Source organism: Methylobacterium oryzihabitans, assembly GCF_004004555.2.
Lineage (GTDB): Bacteria > Pseudomonadota > Alphaproteobacteria > Rhizobiales > Beijerinckiaceae > Methylobacterium > Methylobacterium oryzihabitans.
In genome coordinates this window covers 20489-36180 of the sequence record NZ_SACP01000011.1, presented here as the reverse complement: position 1 = coordinate 36180, position 15692 = coordinate 20489, and the positions used below count along the sequence as shown (strand labels likewise).

The window sequence follows — 15692 nt, the reverse complement described above, 5'->3', positions numbered from 1 at the left end:
GCGGAACGCTCTAGCTCTTCCCTCGGGGAGAGCACGCGATGGCGATTCAGGCGGGACGGATCCGGGTTCTGGCCGACATGGAGCCGCGGCCGGGCGCCTACGTGCTGTACCTGATGCAGCAGGCGACGCGCAGCCGCGACAACCCGGCCCTCGAACTCGCGATCGAGGAGGGCAACCGCCTCGGCCTGCCGGTGGTGGCGGCGTTCGGGCTCCTCGACGGCGGCCGGCACTTCCCCGAGGCCAATGCCCGCCACTACGCCTTCCTGCTCCAGGGCCTCGCCCAAGCGAAGGCCGGGCTGGAGCGGCGCGGGATCGCCTTCGTGCTGCGCCGCGGCACGCCGGCGCAGGCGGCCCTGGCGCTCGCGGGCGAGGCCGCGATGCTGGTGCTCGACCGCGGCTATCTCGCGATCCAGAAGCAGTGGTACGCCGCGATCCGCGAGGGCTACGACGGCCGCCTCGTCCAGGTCGAGGGCGACGTGGTGGTGCCGGTCGACGTGGCCTCGACCAAGCACGAATTCGCCGCCCGCACCCTGCGGCCGAAGCTCCACCGGCACTGGGACGCGTATCTGGAGCCCCTGCGCCCGCGCCGGGTGAAGCACCGGGCCGACGGCCTCGATCTGGCGAGCGACCTCGACGTGTCGGACCCCGAGGCGGCGCTCGCCGCCATGACCCTCGACCGCAGCGTCGCGCCGGTGCGCCGGTTCCGCGGCGGCGAGGACGAGGCGATGGACCGGCTCGACGCCTACCTCGCCGGGCCGTTCCGGGATTACGGCACCGTGCGCGGGCGGCCCGAGGCGGGGGCGGCCTCGCACCTGAGCCCGTACCTGCATTTCGGGCAGGTCTCGCCGGTGGCGGTGGCGCTGAAGGTCCGGGCGGCGAAGGCCGGCGGCGACGAGGACAAGGCGGCATTCCTCGAGGAGCTGATCGTCCGGCGCGAGCTCGCGATGAACCACGTCGAGCACACCGCGCATTACGACCGCTACGAGTCGGCGGTGCCGGACTGGGCGCGCAAGACCCTGGCCGAGCAGGCCGGCGACCCGCGCGACCCCCTCTACGACGAGGCGGCGCTGGCCGAGGGCCGCACCCATGACCGCCACTGGAACGCCGCGATGCGCGAGATGCGCGAGACCGGCTACATGCACAACCACATGCGGATGTACTGGGGCAAGAAGATCCTCGAATGGTCGCCCTCGCCCGAGGAGGCGTTCCGGCGCACGCTGGCGCTCAACAACCGCTACTTCCTCGACGGGCGCGACCCGAACTCCTTCACCAACGTCGCCTGGGTGTTCGGCCTGCACGACCGGCCGTGGGCGCGCCGCAGGATCTTCGGGACGGTGCGCTACCTCAGCGCCAACACCCTGCGGAAGTTCGACGCCGAGGCGTATCTGCGCGCCGTGGACGAGCTCTGCGCCGCCGAAGCGTGAGGGCGGCGTGCGCGAACCCACCGGGCGGCCTCGCGGGAGCCGGATCCGGCTTGCCATGATTTCGACTTGCCATGATTTCGGCTTGCCATGAAAATGAACGTTCATTACCAAGCGCCCCGGGGGTGATCGCGCGCCGACGCGCGGCCGGCCGGGCGATCTCGGAGCGTCGCGGGCGGAAACGGAAGACTTCCTGGATGACCTGTCTGACCAAGGCCCTGTGGCCGCTGACGCTCGCCGCCCTGTCGGTCAATACCGTGCTTCACCTGTGGTTCGCCTGAGGGATCGAGCGGGCGGATCATCCGTCCCGCCGGAATTTGGCCACGGATCCGGTGCCAAGGCTGTCCCCGAACCGATCCGCCGGCCCGCGACCGGGCCGTCCGCGGTGCCCGGAGGCCGCTGCCCCCTCCCCTGAGACGACGGGACCCTTCATGTCACAGTTCATCACGCGCCTGACGACCGCCGCGCTCGTCGGCCTCGCCTCGGCCTCCGGCATCGGGCTGTGCCGGGCGCAGGCCGCCGAGCCGATCGGCATCTGGGCGACCGAGGACGGCCGCGCCCGCGTGCGCACCGAGCATTGCGGCCCGCAGAACCAGCACCTGTGCGGCTACGTCGTGTGGATGAAGAAGCCGAACGACGATGCCGGCAAGCCGCGGCTCGACGTGTCCAACCCGGACGCCAAGAAGCACGACCGGGCGGTGCTCGGGCACCAGTTGCTGCTCGGGCTGAAGCCGAACGCCGAAGGGCGCTACGAGGGCACCGTCTACAACGCCGACAACGGCAAGTCCTACGAGGTCACGGTCTGGAGCGAGAGCGAGTCGCGCCTCTCGGTCAAGGGCTGCATGCTGGCGGTGTTCTGCGGCTCGCAGACCTGGGAGCGCGTCGCCGATGTCGTCCCGGGCCAGCTCCAGGCCGCCACCAACGCCCCGGGTGGCCCCCGGGCCGACCGCGAATGGGCGCCCAAGGCGGCCGCGACCACCGGCACGCCGGCGGCCCAGAAGGCGAAGGCCGCCGCCACGCCTCCGGCCCCGGCTCCCGCCGCCCCGCCTCAGTGCGAGACGATTCCGGTGGCGGTCTGGCGGCGGCGCGGCGCGCCGGCCTTGGCCGCGACGACGGCCGCGGCGGTCTGGGGCGCCTTGGTGGCCGCCTTGCGGGCGGGAGCGGCGGCCTCGGCGACCGGCGCCTTCGGCTTGCGCGCCGCGCGGGCACTGGCCGTCTTGGTCTCGGCCGGGGCTTCGACGGCGGCCACGACCGGAGCCTCGCCTGCGGTCACGGGCTGCGCTGCCGCGTCCCGCTCGGCCTGCAGCTCGCGCTCGGCCATGTTCCAGTAATGCTCGTTGCGGCCCGGAATGCAGCCGTCGCGCTCCCAGAGCGCGTAGGCACGCTCGCGCACGCTGTGCTTGCTGTGATCCACGCACACCTCCTCGATCTCGCGGTCGGACCGACGATGGGCGGGCGTGGTTAAGAAAACTTGAAATCGCCGGGCCTCATACGAAATCCGATTGATCGCTCGGCGATCCCTGCGGGATCGTGGCGATTGCTGCGCAATCGCTTCGCGATGCGGATTTCGGCTTCGCTCAGGCGTGCGGAGCCTTCGGCTCCGCCGCGGGGGCTGTGATACGATTTCCGGAACGAATCGTCCGGAAATCGTATCACCCGAGCGGGGCCGACCGGTCGGACACCCCCTGGGCGGTCGCCGCGCGCGCCTCGGCGTCGATGGCGCGGCGGTAGCCGGGCCGGGCCTTCAGCCGCTCCCAATAGGCCCGGATGGGCTCCGGCATCCCGTCCGCGAGGCCGGTGAACTCGGCCAGCAGCAGGGCGTAGCCGATGCTGATGTCGGCGGCGGTGAAGCGGCCGGCGCAGACCGTCTCCCGCTCGCCGAGGACCTCCGCGAAGGCGCGCAGGCGCGACTGGAACCAGCGTCCGTAATCGGCGACGATCTGCGGTGCGCGCCGCTCCGGCGGCTCGAACCGGCCGTAGCGCAGCACGAGCGTCTGCGGGAAGGTCAGGGTCGCCTCGCCGAAATGCAGGCCGTTGAGGTAGCGGCCGAAATCCGGCTCGTCGGGCCGCACGCCGAGCTCGCCCGGGCTGTGGCGCGCCGCGAGATACTCGCAGATCGCCGCCGATTCCGTGAGGATCGTGCCGCCGTCGTCCAGCGCCGGGATCGTCCCGAGCGGGTTGACCGCGAAATACGCCTTGGTGTGGGCGCGGGGCGGGAACGGCAGCATCGCCAGCTCGTAGGGCAGCCCGATCTCCTCCAGCGCCCAGAGCGGCCGGAACGAGCGGGCACCGACGCAGTGATAGAGCTTCATCCGGCCTCCGCCTCGTCGGGAATCTCGCGCAGCGCCCCGCGGACGATCTTGCCGGTCGCGGTCATCGGCAGCGCGTCCACGAAGGCGACGCGGCGCGGGTATTCGTGGGCGGCCAGCCGCGTCTTGACGAAGTCCTGGACCTCGCGCGCCAGCGCGTCGGAGGGCGCGACGCCGTCCTTGAGCACGATGAACGCCTTGACGATCTCGGTCCGCACCGGGTCGGGCACGCCGACGACCCCGGCCATCGCCACCGCGGGGTGGCGCAGGAGGCAATCCTCGATCTCGCCGGGGCCGATCCGGTAGCCGCCGGAGGTGATGACGTCGTCGTCGCGGCCGACGAACCACAGCGTGCCGTCGGGCTCGCGCCGGCCGAGATCGCCGGTGAGCAGGAACTCGCCGGCGAACTTCTTTTCGGTCGCCGCCGCGTTGCGCCAGTAGCCGAGGAACATCACCGGGTCGGGCCGGCGGATGCCGATCTGCCCGGGGGTGCCGTCCGGGACCTCGCGGCCCTCGCCGTCGACGATGCGCAGTTGGTGGCCCGGCACTGCCCGGCCGATCGCCCCGGGCCGGACCGGGAACAGCCCGGCGCAGGACGAGGCGACGAGGTTGCACTCGGTCTGGCCGTAGAACTCGTTGATGGTGAGCCCGAGCACCGCCTCGCCCCAGGCGAGGATCTCCTGGCCGAGGCTCTCGCCGCCGCTGCCGACCGAGCGCAGCGCGAGGCCGGGCGGGCGCTCGTTGCGGACCTGCCGCATCAGCTTCAGGGCGGTCGGCGGCAGGAAGACGTTGCGGACCTCGTGCTCGGCCATCAGCCGGAACGCCGCCTCGGGGTCGAACTTGCGGGCGCGGTGGGCGACCACCGGCACGCCGTGATGCCAGGACGGCAGCAGCACGTCGAACAGCCCGCCGATCCACGCCCAGTCCGCCGGGGTCCAGAACCGGTCGCCGGGCTGCGGGAAGAAGTCCTGCGGCAGCTCGACGCCGGGCAGGTGGCCGAGCAGCACCCGGTGGGCGTGCAGCGCCCCCTTCGGGTCGCCGGTGGTGCCGGACGTGTAGATGATGACCGCCGGGTCGTCGGCGGCGGTGTCGAGAGGCGCGAAGGCGTCGGAGGCGCGGGCGCAGAGCGCGTGGAAATCCTCCGCGCCCTCGCCGGGCCCGTCGATGCAGTAGACCCGCTCCAGCTCCGGCAGCCGGTCGCGCAGGGTGGCGAGGATCGCGGCGCCGCCCCGGTCGGTGACGACCGCCCGGGCGCCGCTGTTGCCGAGGCGGTAGGCGAGGGCGTCGGGCCCGAACAGGGTGAAGAGCGGGATGGTGATGAGCCCGGCGCGAAAGCCGGTGACGTGGGCGATGGCGGTTTCGGGCGCCTGCGGCAGCAGCACCGCGAGCCGGTCGCCGCGGACGAGCCCGTGCGCGGCGAGCACGTTGGCGAAGCGGTTGGAGGCGAGGCGGATGTCGTCGAAGCCGTAGCGATGCGCGCGGCCGGTCTCGTCGAGGTGGATCAGCGCCAGCGGGTTGCCGGGGGCGTGGCGGTCGCAGACGTCGGTGCCGATGTTGTAGTACGCGGGGATCCGCCAGCGGAAGCCGGCGACGAGATCCTCGTAGGTCTCCGCACGGTGCAGCATCGGCGTCCCGCTCCCGAGTTCGTCCGGGCGGTTGGGCCGCCCTGGTATTCGAACGATCGTTCTTTTGTTTTCCGGTGTCAACGGGCGCGGGGATCGACCCTTCCCCCTCTGCGGAGCAGGGCGGGAGAGGGGAACGCGACGGTACCGGAGGCAGCGCCCTACCCGCCCTTCACCGCGCCCGCCGTCAGCCCGGCGACGATCTGGCGCTGGGCGAACACCGTCAGCACCAGCACCGGCAGCGTCACGATGAGCGCTGCCGCCGCCAGCGGTCCCCAGCTCAACTGGTCGAACGAGATCATGTTGTAGACCGCCACCGGCAGGGTGCGGGTCTCGCGGCCGGCCAGCACGATGCCGAACACGAAGTTGTTCCAGGAGAAGATCACCGCGAGGATCATCGACACGGCGATGCCGGGCTTAGCGATCGGCAGCGCGACGTGGCGAAACACCTGCCAGCGGGTGGCGCCGTCGATGGTCGCGGCCTCCTCCAATTCCATCGGCGTGGTCTCGAAATAGCCGATCATGATCCAGATCACGATCGGCACCGTGACGACGAGGTGGATGACGATCTGCGGCCACAGCGTGCCGAGCAGCCCGATCCACTGGAACAGCAGGAAGAGCGGGATGAGGTAGGACAGGCCCGGGGTGATGCGGGCGACCAGGATCACCACCGCGGCCTTGGCGGCCTTCATCCGGGCGATGCCGTAGCCCGCCGGCACCCCGACCACGAGGGCGAGCAGGGTCGCGGTGCCGGTGACGATCAGGCTGTTGAGGAAGTAGGTCGGGAAGCGGTTCGACTCGATCACGTCGAGGTAGTTCTTCCAGGCGAACCGCTCGGGGATCAGGATCGGCGGATAGGAGGCGTTGTCGATCTCGTACTTGACCGAGAGCGACAGCATCCAGACGAAGAACAGGATCACCGGCGAGACGACGACGAGGCCGGCGAACAGCAGCCCGAGCTGGTTGAGGAGGCGCCGCGTCATGCCGTGGCCCCTTGCGTCCGCCTGCGCACGACGAGCAGCGCAGCGGCGAGCGCCACGATGAGGAGGAAGAACACCACCGCGATCGCCGAGCCGTAGCCGGCGTCGTAGTAGGCGAAGGCGACGCTGTAGAGGTAGATGTTGATCGTCTCCGACGCCGTGCCCGGCCCGCCCTGGGTGATCGCGAAGATGATGTCGAAGCTCTTCACCGCGTCGATCATCCGGATCATCGCCGCCACGAACAGGAACGGGGCGATGAGCGGCAGGGTGATGTGGCGAAACACCTGCCAGACGGTGGCGCCATCGATGAGCGCGCTCTCGTAGGGCTCGGTCGGGATCGCCGCCAATCCCCCGAGCACGATCAGCATGATGAGCGGCGTCCACTGCCAGGTCTCGACCAGGACCAGCGACGGGATCACGGTGGCCGGGTGAAAAACCCAGAGCTGGGCCGGGATGCCGACGAGGGAGAGGAGATAGTTCAGCACCCCGAGCTGGGGATGGAACATCATCGTCCAGACGAGCGCGATCGCGACCGGCGTCGCCATCATCGGCAGGATGAAGATGCCGCGCAGCAAGCCGCGCAGCGGGAAGCGGGCGTGGAACACGCAGGCCGCGAGCGTGCCGAGGATCAGCGGCAGGATCACCGACAGGGCGGTGTAGAGCAGGGTCTGCCACACCGCGTCGAGGAAGCGCGGATCGGCCGGAAGCCTCGCGTAGTTCGACAGGCCGACGAAGGCCGGCGCGGCGCCGACCTTCCACTCGTGCAGGCTCATCCACAGGGTGAAGGCCCACGGAAACACGATGACGGCCACGACCACGACGAGGGCCGGGATCACGAAGGGCCAGTAGCCCGGGGCGCGCCAGCGCGGAGCGGCGGGCTCTTCGGCCGCCAGGTCCTGCGGGCCGGCGTCCCGGCTCGTTGCGGTGAGGCCGGTCATGGCGTGCGCCTCACGCCTTCTCGGAGCGTTCGAGGATCGGCCGGTACTGGTCGGTCGCCTTCTTGAGCTCGGTCGCCGGGTCCGCCCCCGAGAGAGTTGCCGTGACGGCGGCGCCGACGATGTCGCGGAACTCCGCCACAGGCACCACCACCGGCAGGCCGAGCTTGCTGATCTTCGCCGAGCCGATCGCCGAATCGAGCCATTCGCGCGGCATCTTCAGCCCGGACTGGACCTCGCCGTCGTTGAGGATCGAGTCGCGGAACGGCACGCCGCCGCCGATCTGGAGCAGGCGCCCGCCCATCAGCTTCGACACCGCCCACTGGCAGTAGAGATAGGCCGCCTCCTTCTTCGTGCTGGCCTGGGCGACGCCGATGCCGTCGCCGTAGGTGGCGGAGAACTGCCCGGCCGGCCCCTTGGGCACCACCGCGTAGCCGACCTTGCCGACGACCCGCGAGGCGTTGGGATCCTCCAGCGGCGGCGCCCAGCCGACGCCGTCGATCCACATCGCCGCCCGCCCCTGGGTGAAGGCGGCCATCGATTCCATCCAGTTGAAGCCGACGACGCCGGGGGGCGCGGTCTTGCTCAGCAGGCGCTGGTAGTACTTGGTCGCCTCGACCGCCTCCGGGCCGTCGGTGAGGATGTTGCCCCTGGCGTCGAGGAACTCGCCGCCGTGGTTGAGGAACAGCGCGCCCCAGAACGCCATGTTGGCGTTGCGCAGGCCCCGCCCGACGAAGCCGTAGGTGCCGGCCTTCGGGTCGGTCAGGGTCTCGGCCGCCCGCATCATGTCGTCGAACGTCGCCGGAACGGCGAGGTTCTTCTTCTGAAAAAGCTCCTTGTTGTAGTACAGGATGAAGTAGTCGACCGAGAGCGGCAGCGAGCGCATCTCGCCGTTCGGCGTCCTGGCATAGGTCAGCCCGGCGGCGCTGAAATCGGCCTCGGTCAGCGACGGCTCGGTCATCGCCGGGTTCTTCATGTAGCCCGAGAGGTCGGCGAGCCAGCCGGCCTTGTCGAACTGCCGCTTCTGGACGTGGTAGCTCAGGTGCACCACGTCGAAGCTCGGCCGGCCCGAGGTCAGCTCGATGACGATCTTCTGGCGCTGCTGCTGCTCGGGGATCAGCTCCGACGAGACCTTGATGCCGGTGAGCGCGGTGAACTCGGCGGCGTGGCGGTTCAGGACCTCGCCGCGCGGGCCCTTGATGAGGTTCACCTCCAGGGTGGTGCCGGCATGTTTCTTCCAGTCGACCGCCGCGGCGGCCGGGCGCAGGCCGGCGAGGCCGAGGGCGCCCGCGGCGGCGCCGGTCGCGAGGAGGTGCCGCCGGGTCGGCCGGAGGCGCAGCAGATCGCTCATGTTCCCACCCTGTCGCGGCCCCTTGTGGCGGGGCTGGCTCGTCGAGAGCGGGCCGGATCTCGCGTCCGGTGCCCGCCGCCCCGCTGGCGTCGCGGGTCGGGCGTCAGCCTAGCGCGCGGCCGGAGCTGCAGCAATGGACGGGGCGGGGTTGTCCCGGGCGGGCGCCGCCCGCTCCCGCCCGGAATGGCAGGGTCTACTGACCGGAATCGCCTCCGCCGCCTCCGCCGACATTGGGGATGGCCCGGGCGGGGTCGCTGGAGTTCGAGGTCGCGGCGGTGTTGTTGGACAGGTTGTCGGCGCCGGTGCCGCTGCGAGCGAGCGTGCCGGTCGAGGCCGGACCCGAATTGGCGATGTCGGGCGAGCCGCCCTGCACGATGCCGGTCGGCGGCACTGCGGGGGTCGTCAGCACCGGCGGGCCGGGCTCGCGCGGCGCGGGCGCGCCGGTCTGGGCCAGGACCGGGGTCGCGGCGAGAAGCGTGGTCGCGAGAACGAGACCGATCTTCATCCAATTCCCTCCATGGTTCTCCGGCGGCCGGGGCGACCGGTCCGCCTCCGGTGGCAGAACGCCACGACCTTGCGGCGGTTCAAGCGTGGCCGCCATCCGCCCTTGCGGAGGCGAGGCCGATACACCATCATGGTGTTTCAGGAGGGGGCGTGTGCCGGAGAAGTTGACGCCTCACCACGATCTTGGCGCTTTCAAGCGGGCTGCTGACCGCATCGGAGTGACCTCGAAGGCTTTGGCTGACGCCTACGCTTTAGGTTTTTCGCGCTCCGACATCACTGCCGTTCTTTCAACGATAGATCCGCATTATTTTTACAAATCCATGACGTCGCATAGAAGTAATCAGGAGTGGCAAGATGTATATCGCGTTCCCTATGCTCAAACTGTGCTGTATGTGAAATTCCGAGACGATATCCTTCTTGAATTCATGCTGCTGTCGTTCAAGGAGAAGTTAAATGTCTGGATCTTGCCCGCTTTGCCCAGAGGATGGGTCAAGGATGGAAAGAGGGCTAAGGCTCATAGCTCTGTCTTGCAAGACGGAAACAAAAATTGTCGGAATGCCCGGCTGGTATTGCTCTCGCTGTGATGAGGGAATCCATACTCCCGAAGACATGAAGGTTTCGGATAAAGCGCTGGCGGAAATGAAAACTCGCGTCGACAATCTGCTTGAGCCGAGCGAGATTCGACGAATTCGTCTTCAGCTTGGATTGACGCAGCGGGATGCCGGCCACCGTATCGGTGGTGGCGTGAACGCATTCCAAAAATATGAAAGCGGAGAAGTTTTGCCGAGCAAAGGTTTGAGCAATCTCCTCAGAATATTGGAGCGCCATCCTGACGAACTGGAAAAAATCAACGAGCCGGATATTTATGAGTATCGTGACAATATAGACGCTATTTCTTTTGTGAATGCGGATTTTCCGGCGAGCATGACTGTGAAATTCACGCATGGGCGACAAGATTGGGGGCAAGAAATCCATCTCATTGGAAGTTCCGTCTGGTTTAGCGGCTCGCGCGTAGATCCGTCAGTAATTGTTGCATAGGGAGGCCGAAATGATCGAAGACAATCTGGTTCTGCAAATTCAAGGACGACTTTCTGCCCAGGAATTCGTCTTGAAATCATTGATTAATGCGGTGGGTCAGCTCGCCCCCAACTCCGGTATTCAGTCCGCATTGATGAAAATAGTCAGTAATTCTGTAAGGAATGCAAATGTAGATGCCGAATCGCAGGATTTGAGTGCAGAAATGCGTGAATACGTCGAAAAATACGCCTTGCAAATCATAGAGGCTGGTTTCAACGCGCGGCCTGCAAAGAGTTGAGATGGCTCATGTCATCGACAAGCGAGTGCCGGGGCGCTTCAATGACTGAGTGATTCGTCGGAAAAATTCTCCACTACTCCGCCGGCTGCGCCGTCGCCTCCGGTTCCGCCCCGCGGCGGCCCAGGCGCAGCCGCTCGGCGGCGACGTAGAAGACCGGCGTCACGAACAGGGTGAGGACCGTCGCCACCAGCAGCCCGCCGATCACCACGGTGCCGATCGAGATCCGGGCGTTGGCACTGGCGCCGCTGGCGAGCGCGAGCGGCACGCAGCCGAGGATGAAGGCGAAGGAGGTCATCAGGATCGGCCGCATCCGCAGCCGCACCGCCTCCTGCGCCGCGTGCAGCGCGTCCGCCCCGCCCTCGCGCAGCTCCTTGGCGAAGGAGACGAGCAGGATCGAGTTCTTGGCCGCCAGCCCGACCAGCAGCAGCAGGCCGATCTGCCCGAACACGTCGAGGGGCAGGTCGCGCAGGGCCAGCGCCCCGACCGCGCCGAACACCGCGAGCGGCGTCGCCAGGATCACCACGAAGGGCAGGCGCAGGCTCTCGTACTGGCCGGCCAGCAGCAGCACGATCATCACCACGCCGAGGCCGAAGATCAGCGGCGCGTAGCCGGCGGCGATCTTTTCCTGGTAGGCGACCTCGGTCCACTCGACGGCGTAGTCCCGCGGCAGCACCCGATCGGCCAGGGCCTCGATCGCCGCGATGGCCGAGCCGGAACTCGACGTCTCGGCGGTGTCGACCGCGATCTCGACCGCCGGATAGGTGTTGTAGGACAGCACCGCCGTCGGCCCGCTGACGAAGCGCGGGGTGATGAGCGAGCCGATCTGCACCGGCTCGCCGCGGTTGTTCGGCACCGTCAGGCGCGACAGGTCGGCGAGCGTCCGGCGCCCGTCCGACTCGCTCTGGACGTAGACCTGGTAGACGAAGCCGAACCGGTTGAAGAGGTTGACGAAGGACGAGCCGACATAGGTGCCGAGCGCGTCGAACAGGCTCTGGAGGCCGACGCCGAGCTGCTCGGCTTTGGCGCGGTCGATGTCGAGCCGCAGTTGCGGCACGCCGTAGCTCGTGGTGGCGGTGGCGCCGCCGATCTCCGGCAGTGTCTTCATCTCGGCGATGAAGTCGTCGGCGGCCCGCGCGAGCTTCAGCCCGCCGTCGCCGCTGCGGTCCTGAAGTTCGAGCGTCAGGCCGCCGCGGGAGCCGAGCCCCGGCAGCGGCGAGGGATCGACGATCCGCAGCACGCCGTCCGGGTGGTTCCTGAACTTCGCCTTCAGCTTCGCGATCACGTCCGTGACCGTGTCCTCGCGCTCGTCCCACGGCTTCAAGGTCGGGATCTGGAAGCCGTAGAACGGCGCGGTGACGTCGGCGAGGATGCCGCGGCCCGCGACCCCGATCGTGTTGGCGGCGGCCGGCTCGGCCATCGCCGCCTCGCCGACCTCCCGCACCATCGCGGCGGTGCGGGAGACCGCGGCGCCCTTCGGCATCGCGATGTCGGCGAAGAAGTAGCCCTGGTCCTCCTGCGGCACGAAGGCGGAGGGACGCGCGCTCACCAGCCACACCGTCGCGCCGGCGAAGGCGAGGAAGACGAACCCGGTGACGACGAGGTGGCGCGACAGCGTGTCCGTCGAGGCCGTGACCGCGTCGGCGCTGCGGTCGAGGACGCGGTTGAACCAGCGCAAGGGCGCGCGCCAGCGGCTGCGATCCTCGCCGTGATGCGGCCGCAGCAGCAGGGCGCAGAGCGCCGGCGTCAGGGTCAGCGAGACCACCGCCGAGATCAGCACCGAGATCGCGATGGTGAGGGCGAACTGGTTGTAGAGCTGGCCGGTCAGCCCCGGGATGAAGGCGACCGGCACGAACAGGGCGGCGAGCACCAGCGTGGTGGCGATGACCGGGGCGGCGACCTCGTTGACCGCCTCGCGGGCGGCCTCGCGCGGCTCCTGCCCCTCCGCCATCAGGCGCTCGGTGTTCTCGACCACGATGATCGCGTCGTCGACCACGAGGCCGACCGCCAGCACCAGCCCGAGCAGGCTCAGCGTGTTGAACGAGAAGCCGAGCGCCGCCATCGGCCCGAAGGTGCCGATCAGCGCCACCGGCACCGCGATCGCCGGAATCAGCGTCGCGCGCCAGTTCTGCAGGAAGACGTAGGTCACGACGATCACGATCAGGATCGCCTCGAACAGGGTCTTGTAGACCTCGTGGATCGAGGCGTTGACGAACTCGGTGCGGTCCAGCGCGATCTTGTACTTCAGCCCTGGGGGAAACCGCTTTTCCAGGTCGGCCATCGTGGCGCGGACGCCCTTCATCACCTCGACGGCGTTGGCCTCGGGGTTCTGGAAGATGCCGAGCGAGGCGGCGGGCCGGTTGTCGAAGGTCGAGCGGCTGCCGTACTGCTCGGAGCCGAGCTCGACCCGGCCGACGTCGCGCACCCGCACCACCGAGCCGTCGGGATTGGCCCGGATCACGATGTCGGCGAATTCCTTCGCCTCGGTGAGCCGGCCCTTGGTGACGATCTGCAACTCGAAGGCCGGGGCCTGCCGCACCGGCTCGCGGCCGAGCGAGCCCACCGTGATCTGGGCGTTCTGCTGGTTGATCGCCTCGACGATTGCGGTCGGGCCGAGGCCGAGCGATTCCATCCGGGCCGGATCGAGCCAGATCCGCATGGCGTAGCGCTGGTTCGAGAAGTTGATGATCCGGCCCATGCCCTGCACCCGGCGCAGGGGCTTGATGACCTGGGTCTCGGCCCAGTTCGACAGGAACAGCTCGTCGTAGGTGTTGTCGTCGCTGTGGAGCACGACGTTGCCGAGGCGCTGGCGCGAGCTCTTGACGATCTCGAGCCCCTGGTCGCGCACCGCCTGCGGCAGCCGTGCCTCGGCGCGCTGGGCGCGCGTCAGCACCTCGGCGGCGGCGGCGTTGAGGTCGGAGCCGACCTCGAAGGTGGCGTCGAGGTTGACGCTGCCGTCGGAATTGCTGGTCGAGCTGATGTAGATGAGGCTCTGGGCGCCGTTGATCTCCTGCTCCAGCGGGATCGCGATCGCCTCGTAGGCCTGCTCGGCGCTGGCGCCGGGATAGGTCGCCTGGACGTTGATGATCGGCGGCGCGATCTCGGGGAACTGGGCGATCGGCAGGGTGAAGCCGGCGACGGCGCCGATCAGCGTGATGAGGACCGAGATCACGCCCGCGAGCACGGGCCGGTCGACGAAGAAGGCGAACATCCCGGGGTCTCGGCTGCGGGCCCGCGCGAGGTCGGCCCGAGGCCCGGGCGGCGCGGCACCGGGAGCAACGATGGCCGGGGTGGCCGGTTCCCGTCCGGGAACCTCGCCGCGCCGGCCCGGGTTGCAGAGGGGATCCCCCCGTCAAGGAGAGCCCCCCGTGCGCCCATGGGTTCGTCGCGCCCTCGTCGCCGCCGCCGTGGTCGCGGCCGGTGCCGGGGCGTGGGTCGCGGCCGGGCGACCGGTGCCGGCGGGGCTGGCCGAGCGCCTGCCGGGACCGTTCGCCCGCCTCGTGGCGCCGAAACCCGAGGCGCCGAAGGATGCCGGCAAGCCCGACTTCGACGTGCGCGTCGCCACGGCGGCCACCGAGACGGTGCCGGTGGCGTTCCAGTATACCGGCGTGATCGTGTCGCCGAAGGACGCCGCGCTCCAGCCGCGGGTGACCGGCATCGTCACCGAGCGGCCGTTCGAGCCCGGCGGCACGGTGAGGAAGGGGCAGATCCTGTTCCGCATCGACCCGCGGCCGTTCGAGGTCGCCCTCCAGACCGCCGAGGCGCAGCGCCAGCAGGCGCTCGCCCAACTCGCCTTCGCGGGGGCCGAGGTCGAGCGCACCCAGCCGCTCGCCGACAAAGGCTACGCCTCCGAGCAGCGCTTCCAGCAGCTCGAGAGCAACAAGGCGGTGGCGGCGAGCCGGGTCAAGGAGGCCGAGGCCAGCATCGCCCGCCAGAAGCTCAACCTCGAATTCGCGGTCATCCGCGCCCCGTTCGACGGCCGCGCCAGCATCTCCGACGTCAACATCGGCGACCTCGTCAACGAGAACACCAGCCAGCTCGTCAGCGTGGTCCAGGTCGATCCGATCGAGGTCCAGGTCGCCTTGTCGTTGGAGGATTCAGAGGCGGTGCGCGGGGCGCTCGCCGGCGGCAAGGCGTCGATCGCGGTCCTGTCCGCCGGCGGCCAGGAGGAGCGGCAGGCCGAGATCTACCGCCTCGACAACCGCTTCGATCCCCGCACCGCCCGGCGGCTGGTGCGGGCCTGGCTGTCGAACGGCGACGAGCGCTACCTGCCGGGCCAGTTCGTGCGCACCCGGGTCCAGGTCGGCACCGAGGAGCGGCTGCTGGTGCCGACCGTCGCGCTCTCGGCGCAGCTCGACCAGCGCATCGTGTGGTCGGTGGCCGACGACGGCACCGTCACGATGGTGCCGGTCGAGACCGGGGAAGCCTATGGCGACCGGACCGCGATCGTGAACGGCCTCAAGCCCGGCACCCGCATCGCGGTGGACCACCTGCAATTGCTGCGGCAGAACCAGAAGGTCGGCCTCCGCCGCGACGATCCGGCCGCCGAGCCGCGGGCGGCGGCCGACCGGCGGGCGGCGAACGAGGCAGCGCCGACCACCCGCTGATCCGCCCGATACAGGACCGTCTGCATGGACATCGCCGTCTCCGTCGTCTCGCTCCTGCTGGTGCTGTTCCTCATCGCCCGCGGCACGCCCGGGCGCACCCTGCTGGTGGTGCTGGCGGCGACCCTTGCGGTCGTGGTGCTGATCGTCGGCATCGAGCGGGCCGGGATGTGGCCCTCGGAGCTCCACACCCGCTGAGGCGCGGGACCTACCGCATCGCCGTCGCCTGCCGCTCCAGTTCGGCCAGGAAGGCCAGCACTGCCGGGGCTGGACTGCGGCCGGCGCGGGTCACCACCCCATCGGCAGGTCCCTGCTCTGTCAGGTGTTGCTTGACAGATGTAAGCTTGTGCCTTACATCTGAGATATGATCCGATCGTTCAAGGACAAGGGCCTGCGCCGGTTCGCCGAGAAGGGCGAGACCCGGAAGCTCAGCGTCCCGAACACGGATCGCATCGCCCGGCTCCTCGTCCAGCTCAATGCGGCCACGAAGCCGGAGGACATGAATCTTCCCGGCTACCGCTTCGACGAGTTGGGCGGCGACAGGAAGGGCACCGATGCGGTCAATGCCAGCGCGAATGACCGCCTGACATTCGCATGGGATGCGCCGGACGCGATCGACGTCGATCTGGAAGATTACCACTGAGAGGAGTGGGG

Annotated in this window: 15 protein-coding genes and 1 pseudogene; 8 read left to right on the top strand and 8 right to left on the bottom strand. The window is 69.3% G+C overall.

All coding sequences use genetic code 11. The features are described from left to right. The first annotated feature begins 38 nt into the window (after positions 1-38). Together EOE48_RS12655 and EOE48_RS12650 are read left to right on the top strand one after the other, a co-directional pair. Positions 39-1424 carry a deoxyribodipyrimidine photo-lyase gene (locus tag EOE48_RS12655; RefSeq protein ID WP_127729507.1) on the top strand — a complete coding sequence of 462 codons (1386 nt, stop codon included), beginning with the start codon at positions 39-41 and terminating at the stop codon, positions 1422-1424. Positions 1425-1852: 428 nt separating this feature from the next. Further along, positions 1853-2752, top strand: a complete 900-nt coding sequence (locus tag EOE48_RS12650; protein ID WP_127729506.1) for a DUF2147 domain-containing protein — start codon at positions 1853-1855, stop codon at positions 2750-2752. 11 nt (positions 2753-2763) lie between these two features. Here EOE48_RS12650 and EOE48_RS29860 read toward each other — a convergent pair. The 7 genes and pseudogenes from EOE48_RS29860 to EOE48_RS29855 all read right to left on the bottom strand — a co-directional run. Beyond that, positions 2764-2814, bottom strand: a pseudogene (locus EOE48_RS29860) (DUF2934 domain-containing protein); the annotation flags it as partial. 259 nt (positions 2815-3073) lie between these two features. After that, on the bottom strand, positions 3074-3733 hold the full coding sequence (locus EOE48_RS12645) for a glutathione S-transferase family protein (protein ID WP_127729504.1): 660 nt from the start codon (positions 3731-3733) through the stop codon (positions 3074-3076). After that, positions 3730-5355, bottom strand: a complete 1626-nt coding sequence (locus tag EOE48_RS12640) for an acyl-CoA synthetase (RefSeq protein ID WP_127729502.1) — start codon at positions 5353-5355, stop codon at positions 3730-3732. Before EOE48_RS12640 ends, EOE48_RS12645 begins: the two co-directional genes overlap by 4 nt. A gap of 158 nt (positions 5356-5513) precedes the next feature. After that, the gene (locus tag EOE48_RS12635) at positions 5514-6335 is read right to left on the bottom strand and encodes a carbohydrate ABC transporter permease (protein WP_127729500.1); all 822 of its coding nucleotides are present in this window, start codon (positions 6333-6335) and stop codon (positions 5514-5516) included. Further along, complete coding sequence (locus EOE48_RS12630) at positions 6332-7270, bottom strand: carbohydrate ABC transporter permease (RefSeq protein WP_127729498.1); 939 nt, start codon at positions 7268-7270, stop codon at positions 6332-6334. Before EOE48_RS12630 ends, EOE48_RS12635 begins: the two co-directional genes overlap by 4 nt. A gap of 10 nt (positions 7271-7280) precedes the next feature. Next, on the bottom strand, positions 7281-8618 hold the full coding sequence (locus tag EOE48_RS12625) for an ABC transporter substrate-binding protein (protein ID WP_127729496.1): 1338 nt from the start codon (positions 8616-8618) through the stop codon (positions 7281-7283). Between the two features lie 193 nt (positions 8619-8811). Further along, a complete protein-coding gene (locus EOE48_RS29855; protein ID WP_127729494.1) occupies positions 8812-9123 on the bottom strand; it encodes a hypothetical protein in 312 nt (103 codons plus the stop codon). Between the two features lie 151 nt (positions 9124-9274). Here EOE48_RS29855 and EOE48_RS29850 point away from each other — a divergent pair, with 151 nt between their 5' ends. Genes EOE48_RS29850 through EOE48_RS12605 form a run of 3 tightly spaced genes read left to right on the top strand, consistent with a single transcriptional unit; the run spans position 9275 to position 10437 of the window. Continuing rightward, complete coding sequence (locus EOE48_RS29850) at positions 9275-9706, top strand: type II toxin-antitoxin system MqsR family toxin (RefSeq protein WP_246154289.1); 432 nt, start codon at positions 9275-9277, stop codon at positions 9704-9706. Continuing rightward, entirely contained in the window at positions 9618-10160 is a 543-nt protein-coding gene (locus tag EOE48_RS12610; protein ID WP_246154285.1) for a type II toxin-antitoxin system MqsA family antitoxin, read from the top strand. The genes EOE48_RS29850 and EOE48_RS12610 overlap by 89 nt, the downstream gene beginning before the upstream one ends. A gap of 10 nt (positions 10161-10170) precedes the next feature. Then, positions 10171-10437 carry a hypothetical protein gene (locus EOE48_RS12605; protein ID WP_127729490.1) on the top strand — a complete coding sequence of 89 codons (267 nt, stop codon included), beginning with the start codon at positions 10171-10173 and terminating at the stop codon, positions 10435-10437. A gap of 73 nt (positions 10438-10510) precedes the next feature. Here the strand turns inward: EOE48_RS12605 and EOE48_RS12600 are convergent, their stop codons facing one another. Then, entirely contained in the window at positions 10511-13645 is a 3135-nt protein-coding gene (locus EOE48_RS12600) for an efflux RND transporter permease subunit (protein WP_127729488.1), read from the bottom strand. 157 nt (positions 13646-13802) lie between these two features. On the opposite strand from EOE48_RS12600, the gene EOE48_RS12595 reads away from it, so the two are divergent. The 3 genes from EOE48_RS12595 to EOE48_RS12590 all read left to right on the top strand — a co-directional run bounded on the left by EOE48_RS12595 (position 13803) and on the right by EOE48_RS12590 (position 15681). Further along, positions 13803-15041 (top strand): efflux RND transporter periplasmic adaptor subunit, encoded by a 1239-nt coding sequence (locus EOE48_RS12595; protein WP_246154249.1) that lies wholly within the window; start codon positions 13803-13805, stop codon positions 15039-15041. Between the two features lie 24 nt (positions 15042-15065). Further along, on the top strand, positions 15066-15236 hold the full coding sequence (locus tag EOE48_RS29185) for a hypothetical protein (protein ID WP_187371402.1): 171 nt from the start codon (positions 15066-15068) through the stop codon (positions 15234-15236). A gap of 166 nt (positions 15237-15402) precedes the next feature. After that, the gene (locus EOE48_RS12590) at positions 15403-15681 is read left to right on the top strand and encodes a type II toxin-antitoxin system RelE/ParE family toxin (protein ID WP_127729484.1); all 279 of its coding nucleotides are present in this window, start codon (positions 15403-15405) and stop codon (positions 15679-15681) included. The last annotated feature ends 11 nt before the right edge of the window (positions 15682-15692 follow it).